Genomic DNA, 11,762 nt, shown 5'->3' with positions numbered 1-11,762 from the left:
CCTCCCCTGCTCGCCGGTCACGGCTTCGAGGGGTCCCACTCGACCGGCAGGTTCGGGGTCTTGGCTCCGCTCGGCGCCACCTGCAGGGACTTCAGGGCGAACTCCATGACCCGCTTGAACACCGGGCCGCAGATCTGACCACCGAAATAACTGCCGCGGGTCGGGTTCTGGATCACGCACGACACGGTCAGCCGGGGGTCGTCGGCCGGGGCGAACCCCATGAAGGAGGCCGTGTAGCCACTGTAGGTGCCCGTTTCCGGGTCCACCCGGTTGGCCGTGCCGGTCTTGCCCGCGACGCGGTACCCCGCGATCCGGGCCTTGATGCCGGTGCCCTGCTCGTCGCCGACCACCGACTCCAGCATGGTGGACAGCGTCCTGGCGGTCTTCGTGCTGACCACCCGGTTCTTCGCCGGCACCGGGGACGGGACGAAGCGGCCGTCCGGGCCGGTCGTGCCGCGCACCAGGCTGGGCTCGACCCGTACCCCGCCGTTGGCGATCGTCGAGTAGACCGAGGTGGCCTGCAGCGCGTTGAGCGACAGGCCCTGCCCGAAGGGGATGGTGTACTGCTGGGACGCGTTCCACTTGTCCGGCCTCGCCAGGATGCCGGGCGTCTCCCCGGGGAACCCGACCCCCGTGGGCCGCCCGATGCCGAATTTCCTCAGATATGAGTAGAGGACGCGGTTCGCCTGCTTCTGGTTCTTGCCGAGTTGTTCGGCCGCCAGGATCGTGCCGATGTTGCTGGACTTGGCGAGCACGCCGTTCAGCGTCAGGTGCCAGGTGCCGTGGTCCACGTCGTCGTGGAAGACCCGGTCGGCGCGCGGCAGGGTGCCGGGCACCGTGACGTGGGTTTCGGGGGCGGCCACGCCCTCGTCGAGGACCGCCGCCATGGACATCAGCTTGCTGACACTGCCCGGCTCGTACGCGTCCTGCAGGGCGGCGTTGCCGAGGGCGGTGGGGTCGGCCCGGGTCAGGTCGTTGGGGTCAAAACCGGGTGCGTTGGCCATGGCCAGCACCTGCCCGGTGCGGGTGTCCTGGACGATGACGTAACCGCGGTCGGCGTCGGACGCGCGCACCTGCTGGGTGATCGCCCGCTGGGCGGCCCACTGGATGTCCCGGTCCAGCGTCAGCTCCACGTCGGTGCCGGGCTCGGCGGCGCGCTCCTGCACGCTGGCCGTCGGCACGCGGCGGCCGCCGGACTGGGCGTAGGTGACGGTGCCGTCCTTGCCCGCGAGCGCCTTGTCCAGGCGGCTCTCCAGGCCGCCGCCGCCCGTGCCGGAGGCGCTCACCCAGCCGATCACGCCCGCCGCGAGGTCGTTCGCCGGGTAGACGCGCTTGGCGTGCCGGAGCCGGAAGACCCCGGCGAGGTAGTTGACGCCGTCGCCCTTCTCGGCCCGGTCGGCGAGCGCGCTCTGCAGGTCCTTGATCTGGTTCCAGACCTGCGGCGACTGCTGCCGGGCGATGATCTCGTTGCGCGACCCCGGGTAGTTGGCGAGCTGCTGCGCGATCTTCTTCTCGTCCCCGTCGACGATCGGCGCCAGCAGTGCGGCGGCGCGCGCCGGGGCGTCGTCGGCCTTCGCGTACTCGGGGGCGAAGAGCATCGGGTCGGCCGTGATGTCGTACGCGTCGACGGTGGTGGCCAGGTCGACGCCGTTGCGGTCGGTGATCGTCCCGCGCTCGGCGGCGAGGGTCACCTTCACGTTGCGGTTGACCTCGGCCTTGGCGGCGTACGTCGCGGCGTCCACGGCCTGCACCTGGAAGAGCCGGATGACGAAGGTCAGCATCACCAGGGTCAGCGCGATGCTGACCAGCCGCAGGCGGGGGCGGGGCCGGCCCAGCCGCAGCAGCGGGGCACCGGCCGGGGTGACCGGGCGCGGCGGCCTGCGCCGCGGCGGTACGGTCGCGCGGCCGGAGCGGGCGCGGGCGGTCCCGGCGTCGCGTTCGCGTGCGCCGGCCGGACTGCGGGCGCCGGGGGTGCGGCCGTGCGCCACGGCGGAGGTGCCGGGTTTCTCCTGGCCGGGGGCGGGCCTGCGGGCGCGCGGGTCGCGGCCCGTGCCGCGGGCGGCCCGGGCGGCCTCCTCGCGCGGCCTGGCGCCGCGTGCCCCGGCGGTCCTGCGCGCCCCGGCCTGTTGCCCCGGGGGCGTCCTGCGGCGGGGCTCCCCGCCCTCGCCGTCGCGTGCGGGGGCTCCGGCGTCGCCCTCGCGTCCGCGCGGCACCTGGCGGCGCCGAGGGGTGGCCCCACCGCCGTCACCGCGGCCCTGGGCGCCTGGCCCCGGACGGCCCGCGCCCTTGTCGCGGTCGGCGCGTTCACGCCGCTCGCCCCGCTCCCCCCGGTCGCGCGGTGGCTCCCCGTCACGGGTCACCACGCCCCGGCACCTTCCCGGCCGGCCGGGCGGGCGGATCGGGGCGGGAGGGCACGGGGCCCCGGAGCTGCGGTCACGGGGTCTCCTTCGGGCTCGTGCTGGGCTTGGCGGAGGGCGTCGGGCCCAGGGAGGCGGCCGCGGAGCCGCTGGGCGCGACGGTGGCCGGCGCCGTGCTCGGGGTGGGCGCCGGCACGTAGGGCGCGGCACCGGGCTTGCCGAGGACGGTGCCGTCGGGGGCGAGGAAGGCCGGGTTGCCGCCGGGGACCATGCCCAGTTCGCGGGCCTGCCCGTCCAGCGCGTCCGGCGCCGAGTACCGGTCGACCTCCTGCTGCAGCGCCTGCTCCTCGTCGGTGTACTGGGTGGTCTTCTTCTGCAGCTCGCTGAGCTTGAAGGAGTCCCGGTTCACCGCCGAGTTGAGCAGCAGCAGGGTGATCAGGCCGCCGCCGAGCAGCAGCACGATCAGCAGCACGAAGGGCGAGCGCGCCGCCGAGCTGCGCCGCCTCACGCCAGGGCCTCCCGGATCCGCTGGGCGCCGCGCAGCCGGGCCGGTGCGGCCCGGCGGTTGGCGGCGATCTCGTCCTCCGTGGGCAGTTCGGCGCCGCGGGTGAGCAGCTTGAGCCGCGGCTGGTACTGCTCGGGCACCACGGGCAGCCCGGGCGGCGCCGTGGTGGCCGCGCCGGCCGCGAGGACGCCCTTGACGAGGCGGTCCTCGAGGGAGTGGTACGAGAGCACGGCGATCCGGCCGCCCACGGCGAGCGCGGCGACGGCCGCCGGGATGGCCCGCTCCAGCACTGTCAGCTCCCCGTTGACCTCGATGCGCAGCGCCTGGAAGGTGCGCTTGGCCGGGTTGCCGCCGGTCCGCTTGGCGGCCTGGGGCAGCGCCTCGCGGATCAGCTCGACCAGCCGGGCGCTGGTGGTGAAGGGCTCGCGTGCGCGCTCGCGGACGACCGCCTCCACGATCTTGCGGGCGAACTTCTCCTCGCCGTATTCGCGCAGCACCCGCACCAGCTCGCCCGGGGGGTAGGTGTTGAGGACCTCGGCGGCGCTGATGCCCGCGGTCTGGTTCATGCGCATGTCCAGCGGCGCGTCCTGGGCGTAGGCGAAGCCGCGGTCCGCCTCGTCCAGCTGCATGGAGGAGACGCCGAGGTCGAACAGGACGCCCTGCACCTTGGGGACGCCGAGCCCCGCCAGCACCTCGGGGATCTCGTCGTAGACCGCGTGCACCAGTGTGGCCCGGTCCCCGTACGGCGCGAGGCGCTCGCCGGCGAGCTTGAGCGCGGCCGGGTCGCGGTCGACGGCGACCAGCCGGACCTCGGGGAACCGCCGCAGCAGCGCCTCGCTGTGCCCGCCGAGGCCGAGGGTGGCGTCCACGACCACGGCGCCCGGCGTGCCGAGGGCGGGGGCCAGCATGTCCAGGCAGCGGTCCAGCATGACCGGGACGTGGCGTGGCTCGGACGGGGTGGTGCTCATGAAGCCCTTCTCATCTGCTCTCGGGGACGTACCACTGGGTCCCCGCCCGCTCGTGGGCGGCCATCTGGCACCGGGGAAGGAGTGCCAGCGGACCGGGGAGCGGGAGGAGGCCGAGCGTCACGTACTCGTACGTGAGTCATCAGGCTACGGGCGAGGTCACGGTAAGCCGGGAGGCACCTCCTGGGACAACGCCGAAAAGGCGTCCTCCTGACCCGCCAGATAGTCCTCCCAGGCCGCCGCGTCCCACACCTCGACCCGGGTGTTGGCGCCGATCACCGCGCAGTCGCGGCGCAGTCCGGCGTAGTCGCGCAGGGGCTGCGGGAGGGTGACCCGGCCCTGTTTGTCGGGGACCTCGTCGTGGGCGCCGGCGAAGAGCACGCGCATGTAGTCGCGTGCCGCCTTGGAGGTGAGGGGGGCCCGGCGGAGCTCCTCGGTGAGGGCGCGGAAGCCCTCGACCGGCCATACGTACAGGCAGCGCTCCTGGCCCTTGGTGATGACCAGGCCGTCCGCGAGCTGTTCGCGGAACTTCGCGGGGAGGACCAGCCGGCTCTTGTCGTCCAGCCGTGGCGCGTACGTCCCGAGGAACATCCGCACCTCCCGCACTAGGCTGGCGACCCACTTCGCGCCACTTTACTCCACCGGTCCCCACGGTCAACGAGAAGCCTGCCCTGGCGCGGGCGCCCGCGTGGGCCCCGCCGCCCGAATCACCCGCACGGGCGAGCGCGCGCGACGCCTGTGGGTTACCTCACAGTGGACCGGTTTGACCGAGATTTGCCGGACGCCACAGCAGGTCGGAACGGACCGCGCCCTCTACGGTCGTGTCATGTCGATAAACGCGCATCAGTCCGCGGTTCCCGCAGGCACCGGCACGGCCTCCGTCACCGACCGGCTGGTCGAGGCGAACCGGCGCTACGCCGAGCAGTTCCGCGACCCCGGCATGGACGCCCGCCCCGTCCTGAAGGTGGCCGTGGTCGCCTGCATGGACGCCCGGCTCGACCTGCACAAGGCGCTGGGCCTGGAACTCGGCGACTGCCACACGATCCGCAACGCCGGCGGCGTGGTCACCGACGACACCATCCGCTCGCTGACCATCAGCCAGCGCGCCCTCGGCACCAGCTCGGTCGTGCTGATCCACCACACCGGCTGCGGCCTGGAGTCGCTGACCGAGGAGTTCCGCACGGAGCTGGAGGAGGAGGTGGGCCAGCGTCCGACCTGGGCGGTGGAGTCCTTCCGCGACGTCGACCAGGACGTGCGGCAGTCCATCCAGCGGGTCCGGACCTCGCCCTTCCTGACCCACACGGACGATGTGCGGGGGTTCGTGTTCGACGTGCACACCGGCCTGCTGCGCGAAATCACAAACGAGTAACGGAAGCGGAGTGACGCGGAGCATAGTTGAAGGAGAGAATGCTTCGTGTAACGGGGAGGGCCGGTCCAGGGATGACCGCGTCCCTAGGAACGGGCCGAGGAGAACCGGGTGACGACCTATGACGCGCGAGCGAGCCTCAGCGATCTGACTGCCACGGCGGACCGCGTACGCCGGTCGGTGGAGAACGTGATCGAGGGCAAGCCCGAGGTCGTACGGACTGCGCTGACGGTGTTGCTGGCCGAGGGGCATCTGCTGATCGAGGATGTGCCCGGCGTCGGCAAGACCATGCTTTCCAAAGCGCTCGCACGGTCGATCGACTGCTCGGTGCGGCGCATCCAGTTCACGCCGGACCTGCTGCCGTCGGACATCACCGGGGTCAGCGTCTTCGACCAGCAGCGGCGGGACTTCGAGTTCAAGCCGGGCGCGATCTTCGCGCAGATCGTCGTGGGCGACGAGATCAACCGCGCGTCGCCCAAGACGCAGTCGGCGCTGCTGGAGTCGATGGAGGAGCGGCAGGTCACCATCGACGGCAGCACGTATCCGCTGCCGAGCCCCTTCATGGTCATCGCCACCCAGAACCCGGTGGAGATGGAGGGGACGTACCCGCTGCCCGAGGCGCAGCGGGACCGCTTCATGGCCAGGGTCTCCATCGGCTACCCCAGCATGGAGGCCGAGCTGGAGATGCTGGACGTGCACGCGGGCGTCAGCCCGTTGGACGACCTGCAGCCGGTCGCCCACGCGCACGAGATCGTCAAACTGGTCGACGCGGTACGGACGGTGCATGTGTCCGCGGCCGTACGGCACTACGCGGTGAGCCTGGTCTCGGCCACCCGGGACCACGCGGACCTGAGGCTCGGCGCCTCCCCGCGCGCCACGCTGCACCTGGTGCGCGCGGCCCGTGCGGCGGCGGCCCTGGACGGACGGGACTACGTCCTGCCCGACGACGTCCAGTCGCTGGCCTCGGCCGTACTGGCGCACCGTCTGCTGCCCACCGCGCAGGCCCAGTTGAACCGGCGCACACCGGAGCAGGTCGTCGCGGAGATCGTGCAGCGCACGCCGGTCCCCGACCCGTACGGCAGCCGGTGACCCGGACGACGGGCGGGGGCGCTGGAGGTGCCGCGTGACCGAGCGTGAAAGCGGCTTCCGGGCCGCCCTGGGGGGCCTCACCACGCGGGGCCGCTCCTTCCTGGCCGCGGGGATCGCGGCGGCCGTCTGCGCCTACGTCCTGGGGCAGCCGGACCTGCTGCGGGTCGGCCTGCTGCTGGCCGTGCTGCCGCTGGCCTGCGTGGCGGTCCTGTACCGCACGCGGTACCGCGTCGCCGGCAGCCGCCGGCTGTCGCCCTCACGGGTGCCGGCGATGTCCGAGGCGCGGGTGCACCTGAGGGTGGACAACGTGTCGCGGCTGCCCACCGGGCTGCTGATGCTCCAGGACCGCGTGCCCTACGTGCTGGGTCCCCGGCCCCGCTTCATCCTGGACCGGGTGGAGCCCGGCGGGCACCGCGAGGTGTCCTACCGGGTCCGCTCCGACCTGCGCGGGCGCTATCCGCTGGGGCCGCTGCAGCTGCGGCTGACCGACCCCTTCGGCATGTGCGAGCTCACCCGCTCCTTCAGCGCGTACGACACCCTGACCGTGGTGCCCCGCGTGGAGCCGCTGCCGCCGGTCAAGCTCAAGGGCGACTCCTCCGGCTACGGGGAGAGCCGCACCAGGGCGCTGGCGCTGGCGGGCGAGGACGACGTGATCCCGCGCGGCTACCGCCACGGCGACGACCTGCGCCGGGTGCACTGGCGCTCGACCGCCAAGTACGGCGAGCTCATGGTGCGGCGCGAGGAGCAGCCGCACCGCGCGCGCTGCACGGTGCTGCTGGACACCCGGGCCGTGGCGTACTTCGGCGCCGGGCCCGACTCGGCCTTCGAGTGGGCGGTGTCCGGGGCGGCGTCGGTGGCGATGCACATGCTGGAGCGCGGCTACTCCGTACGGCTGCTCACCGACACCGGCAGCACCGTGCCCGGGTCCGAGGGCTTCGGCAGCACCGAGTCCTCGGACGCGGCGGGCGCCATGCTGGACACCCTGGCGGTGGTCGACCACTCGGACGGCGCCGGGCTCTCCCGTGCGCTCGACGTGCTGCGTACGGGCAGTGAGGGCCTGCTGGTGGCCTTCTTCGGGGACCTCGACGAGGAGCAGGCCGCGATGGCGGGGCGGATGCGGCAGCGGGCGGGGGCGGCCGTCGCCTTCGTCCTGGACAGCGCGGCCTGGGGGGCCCTCGACGAGGACGGGACGCCCCGGCCCCAGGCCGAGCGGCCGAGCGCCGGCGCGGACGCGGACGCGTCCGAGGGGGCCTCGGCACGGACCGTGCGGATGCTGCGCGAGACGGGCTGGACGGTGCTCCCGGCCGCCGCCGGCGACGGGCTGCCCGACCTGTGGCAGCGCGCCGACCGGCACCGGTCGCGCGAGGAGGCGGGGACGCGATGATGAGCGGACGGGGACGGCTCGCGGTCTGCGCGGCGGCGGCGACACTGATGACCGCCTGCTCGCTGCTGCCGCTGGCGACGCCGAACTCGTGGATCCTGCAGGCCGCCTTCCTGGTGGCGCTGCAGACCGGGGTGGGCGCGGCGACCCGGCGGGTGCCGCTGGCACGGCCGCTGACCGTGCTGGCGCAGGCGGTGGTCTCGCTGCTGGTGCTGACCCTGATGTTCGCGAGCGACCAGGCCCTGCTCGGGGTCCTGCCCGGGCCCGCGGCGTACACCCAGTTCGGGAACCTGCTGACGGCCGCGATGCAGGACGTGACCCAGTTCGCCATCCCGGCGCCGGTCACCCCGGGCATCCGGCTGCTGCTGCTCGGCGGGGTGCTGCTGATCGGGCTGGCCGTGGACGCGCTGGCGGTGACGTACGGCAGCGCGGCCCCCGCCGGGCTGCCCCTGCTGGCCCTGTACTCGATCGCGGCGGGGCTGGCCGGGGGCGACGGCACCCGCTGGCCGTACTTCCTGCTGGCCGCCGTCGGCTACCTGCTGCTCCTGCTGGCCGAGGGCCGGGACCGGATCTCCCGCTGGGGCCGGGTCTTCGGCGGCGTCGGATCCGGCGCGCGGGCCGGGTACGGGGGGCCGACCGGGGCGGTGGCCCCGGTGCGCACCGGGCGCCGCATCGGGGTGATGTCGCTCGGCGTCGCCCTGGTGGCGTCGTGGGCGCTGCCCTCGACGGGCGTGGGGCTGCTGCCGACCGGGGGCTCCGGTACGGGCAACGGGCGCGGCGGCGGCACGATCTCCGCGGTCAATCCCGTGGTCGCACTCCAGGACAACCTGAACCAGTCCGACGACCGGGTGGTGCTCCGCTACCGGACGAACGCCGTCTCCAACGCGGACATGTACCTGCGGATCGTGGCGCTCGACCGCTTCACCGGCGACAAGTGGGAGCCCGCCCAGCGCTCCCTCACCGGCGTGCCCAAGGTGCTGCCCGGCCCTCAGGGGCTGGGATCCGGCGTGAAGGCCACGGAGGTCGCCACGTCGATCGCGGCGGACAAGAGCTACGTCCAGATGTGGCTGCCGCTGCCGTACCCGGCCACCCAGGTCCAGGTCGGCGGGCGCTGGCGCTTCGAGCAGACCGGCCGCACCATCATCGGCGACCGGGGCCAGACCACCTCCGGCACCCAGTACCAGGTCAGCAGCCTGGAGCTGGAGCCGACCGCCGAGCAGCTGGCGAGCGCGCCGCCGGCGGACGCCCGGCTGCGGGCCGAGTACACGAAGGTGCCGGGCTCGCTGCCCGAGGTGGTGGCGCAGACGGCCCGGGACGTCACCAAGGACGCCGGGAACGACTACGAGCGGGCGCTGGCCCTGCAGCGCTGGTTCACCTCGGGCGCCTTCTCGTACGACACGTCGGTGCGCTCCGGCACCGGCGTCCAGGCGATCACCCGCTTCCTGAGCAACAAGGAAGGGTTCTGCATCCACTTCGCCTTCACCATGGCGGCGATGGCGCGGACCCTGGGCATCCCGGCCCGGGTGGCGGTCGGTTTCACGCCCGGCACCGCGGAGTCGGACGGCGCGTACGCGGTGGGGCTGAAGGACGCGCACGCCTGGCCCGAGCTGTACTTCGAGGGTGTCGGCTGGACGCGCTTCGAGCCCACGCCCACCCGGGGCACCCTGCCGGGCTACACCCAGGAGACGGCCACCTCCGACACCGGCCCGTCGGCGCCGGACACCCCGGAGGAGTCCGCGGGCGCCGGGGCGAGCACCGGCCCGACCGTCGCGCCGGCCTGCGTGGGCAAGGAAGCCCAGCTCGGCAACTGCGACCCCCTGGGGCAGGCTTCCGGCTCCGGCGCCGAGGACGAGCGGCTGTGGCCGAAGATCCTCGCCTGGGCCGTGCTCGTCCTCCTCTGGGCCGCGGTGCCGCTGCTGGTGCTCGTCCTGCTGCTGCCGTTGCTCTGGCGGCGCAGGCAGCGTTCCCTGCGCCTGGGCGGCGGCCAGGACCCCGCCGCCCTGGCGGCCTGGCTGGAGCTGACCGGGCGCGCCCGGGGCGCGTCGGCCGAGGACGGCGACGGGCGCGGCGCCGCGGCGAATCCGACGCCCGGCGAGCTGGACGCCATGGGCGCCCGGGACGGCGCCCGCACCCTGGCGGCGTGGCTGGAGCTGATCGACACCGCCTGGGACTTCGGGCTGCGGCCCGACGAGTCCGAGACCCCGCGCCGGGTGGCGGGCCGCCTGATCAGTGACGGCGGACTCGAGGGGCATGCGGCGGAGGCCGCACGGCGTCTGGCGACCGCCGTCGAGCAGGCCCTGTTCTCGCCGCGGCCGCCGATCGCCTCGGGCTCGGCGAAGGACGTCCGGCTGGTACGGGAGGGGCTGCGCGAGAACGCGGACACCGTGACGCGGATCCGCGCGCTGCTGCTGCCCCGTTCGACGGTCCGGGTCGTGTGGCGGTCCGCGGAGCGCTGGTCGACGGGGTCGGCCCGCGTGTCGGCCCGGCTGCGCGGTGCGGGCGACGCCGTGATGCGGCCGCTGCGGCAGCGCCGGACCTCCTGAGGGCCTCGGGAGGGAGGACGGCCGGGTGGCCGCCCTCCCTCCCCCGGCGCGACGACGACATGGCGAAGGGGCGGGGTTCCCACCGGAACCCCGCCCCTTCGTTCTCAAGCCTGTGTCATTGGCCCTGTTCGTCGCGGCGCCGCTGCCAGCGCTCCTCGATGCGGTCCATCATCTTGCGCCGCGGCTGGTTGCGACGGCCACGGCCCGCGGCGCCCTGCTGGGGCTGCCCCGCGGGAGCGGCGGCCGCACCCGGTTTGGCGGCACGACGCCAGCCGGTGACGGCGAGAACGGCACAACCGAGCATCACGAGGAAGCCGACGACGCTGATCCAGGGCTGCTGGGCGATCATGCCGCCCATCAGCAGCCCGATGCCCACCAGGAAGCCCGCCACAGCCAGGTAGACGCGCCGCCTGGTGTAGGTGCGCAGCCCGCTTCCCTCAAGCGCCGACGCGAACTTGGGATCTTCGGCGTACAGCGCTCGCTCCATTTGCTCGAGCATGCGCTGCTCGTGCTCCGAGAGCGGCACGGAGTCCTCCTCCTCGTCGGTCGCGGGGGAGCGACCAGTACGACCCTTCCAGGATAGGCAGGGAATCGCCCCCGTGAAACCCGCCCCACTACGCCAATCCGACGGGGGGTGTTTTCCCCGTCGAACGCCACGTCATGCCAGCATACGGCCCTGAACCGGGAATCGGGGGTCGTGTGACGGACTCCTCCCGCTGGGTGACCGGAAGAGGCAACGGGAACGACCCCCGCGCGGGCTCAGCCGCGCTCGGCCAGCACGTGCAACTGGGTCGCCACGGCGTGGAAGGCCGGCTGCTCGGCGGCGGCCAGTTCCAGCCTCAGCAGGGCGTCCATCGCGCCGGGTTCGGTGTCCACCAGGACACCGGGGACCAGGTCGGCGAAGATGCGGACGCCGTGCACCGAACCGATCCGCAGCCCGGCGTCGGTGACCAGGGCGGTCAGCTCGTCGGCGGTGAAGCGGCGGGGCGTCGGATCGCCCTCGCCCCAACGGCCGTCGGGGTCGTCCAGGGTGTGCCGGGCCTCGCCGAAGTGGCCGGCGAGCGCCCGGGCGAGCACCGCTCCGTGGCGGCTGGCGGCGAGCAGGCTGAGGGCGCCGGAGGCACGCAGGGTGCCCGCGGCGTTGCGCACGCCCTCGGCCGGGTCGTCCACGTACTCCAGGACGCCGTGGCAGAGGACCACGTCGTGGCTGCCGGGCGGCACGACGTCGAGCAGCCCGTGGGCGTCGCCCTGCACCCCGCGGACACGGTCGGTGACTCCCGCTTCCGCCGCGCGGCGTTCGAGGGCGAAGAGCGCGTCGGGGCTGGGGTCGACCACGGTCACCCGGTGGCCCAGACTGGCCACGGGCACCGCGAAGTTGCCGGTGCCGCCACCGGTGTCGAGCACGTCGAGGACGTCCCGGCCGGCGGCCTTGGCCTGCCGGTCCAGCGCGTCGCGCAGGACCTCCCAGACCACGGCGGTACGCAGGGCTGCGCGGGGCCGCAGCGGTTCGGCCCCTCCAGGACGGGACATGCGGACGGCTCCTCGCGGACGGACGG

Annotated in this window: 10 protein-coding genes; 4 read left to right on the top strand and 6 right to left on the bottom strand. The window is 74.0% G+C overall.

What is annotated here, in order from left to right; translation table 11 throughout:
* Positions 1–17: 17 nt before the first annotated feature.
* The 4 genes from ACZ7MY_RS34200 to mraZ form a co-directional block, all read right to left on the bottom strand.
* Entirely contained in the window at positions 18–2,363 is a 2,346-nt protein-coding gene (locus tag ACZ7MY_RS34200) for a peptidoglycan D,D-transpeptidase FtsI family protein (RefSeq protein WP_499607783.1), read from the bottom strand.
* Between the two features lie 70 nt (positions 2,364–2,433).
* Positions 2,434–2,865, bottom strand: coding sequence for a cell division protein FtsL (gene ftsL / locus ACZ7MY_RS34195; RefSeq protein WP_499607780.1), 432 nt, complete (start codon positions 2,863–2,865; stop codon positions 2,434–2,436).
* Complete coding sequence (gene rsmH / locus ACZ7MY_RS34190) at positions 2,862–3,830, bottom strand: 16S rRNA (cytosine(1402)-N(4))-methyltransferase RsmH (RefSeq protein WP_499607777.1); 969 nt, start codon at positions 3,828–3,830, stop codon at positions 2,862–2,864. The genes ftsL and rsmH overlap by 4 nt, the downstream gene beginning before the upstream one ends.
* 156 nt (positions 3,831–3,986) lie before the next feature.
* The gene (gene mraZ / locus ACZ7MY_RS34185) at positions 3,987–4,418 is read right to left on the bottom strand and encodes a division/cell wall cluster transcriptional repressor MraZ (protein WP_499607774.1); all 432 of its coding nucleotides are present in this window, start codon (positions 4,416–4,418) and stop codon (positions 3,987–3,989) included.
* 235 nt (positions 4,419–4,653) lie between these two features.
* On the opposite strand from mraZ, the gene ACZ7MY_RS34180 reads away from it, so the two are divergent.
* The 4 genes from ACZ7MY_RS34180 (at position 4,654) to ACZ7MY_RS34165 (ending at position 10,206) form a co-directional block, all read left to right on the top strand.
* Positions 4,654–5,196 carry a beta-class carbonic anhydrase gene (locus ACZ7MY_RS34180; protein ID WP_499607771.1) on the top strand — a complete coding sequence of 181 codons (543 nt, stop codon included), beginning with the start codon at positions 4,654–4,656 and terminating at the stop codon, positions 5,194–5,196.
* Positions 5,197–5,304: 108 nt separating this feature from the next.
* Entirely contained in the window at positions 5,305–6,282 is a 978-nt protein-coding gene (locus ACZ7MY_RS34175; RefSeq protein ID WP_499607768.1) for an AAA family ATPase, read from the top strand.
* Between the two features lie 34 nt (positions 6,283–6,316).
* Positions 6,317–7,666, top strand: coding sequence for a DUF58 domain-containing protein (locus tag ACZ7MY_RS34170; RefSeq protein ID WP_499607765.1), 1,350 nt, complete (start codon positions 6,317–6,319; stop codon positions 7,664–7,666).
* Positions 7,666–10,206: a transglutaminase TgpA family protein gene (locus ACZ7MY_RS34165; protein WP_499607982.1), complete on the top strand. Its 2,541-nt coding sequence runs from the start codon at positions 7,666–7,668 to the stop codon at positions 10,204–10,206. Before ACZ7MY_RS34170 ends, ACZ7MY_RS34165 begins: the two co-directional genes overlap by 1 nt.
* Positions 10,207–10,321: 115 nt before the next feature.
* Here the strand turns inward: ACZ7MY_RS34165 and ACZ7MY_RS34160 are convergent, their stop codons facing one another.
* Both ACZ7MY_RS34160 and ACZ7MY_RS34155 read right to left on the bottom strand, forming a co-directional pair.
* Positions 10,322–10,732 (bottom strand): SCO2097 family morphological protein, encoded by a 411-nt coding sequence (locus ACZ7MY_RS34160; protein WP_499607762.1) that lies wholly within the window; start codon positions 10,730–10,732, stop codon positions 10,322–10,324.
* Positions 10,733–10,965: 233 nt separating this feature from the next.
* A complete protein-coding gene (locus ACZ7MY_RS34155; RefSeq protein WP_499607759.1) occupies positions 10,966–11,736 on the bottom strand; it encodes a methyltransferase in 771 nt (256 codons plus the stop codon).
* Positions 11,737–11,762 lie beyond the last annotated feature (26 nt).

Source organism: Streptomyces sp. NPDC111520 (assembly GCF_055635295.1).
The sequence above is the reverse complement of the archived record's forward strand: the minus strand, read 5'-3'. Positions and strand labels throughout refer to the sequence as shown.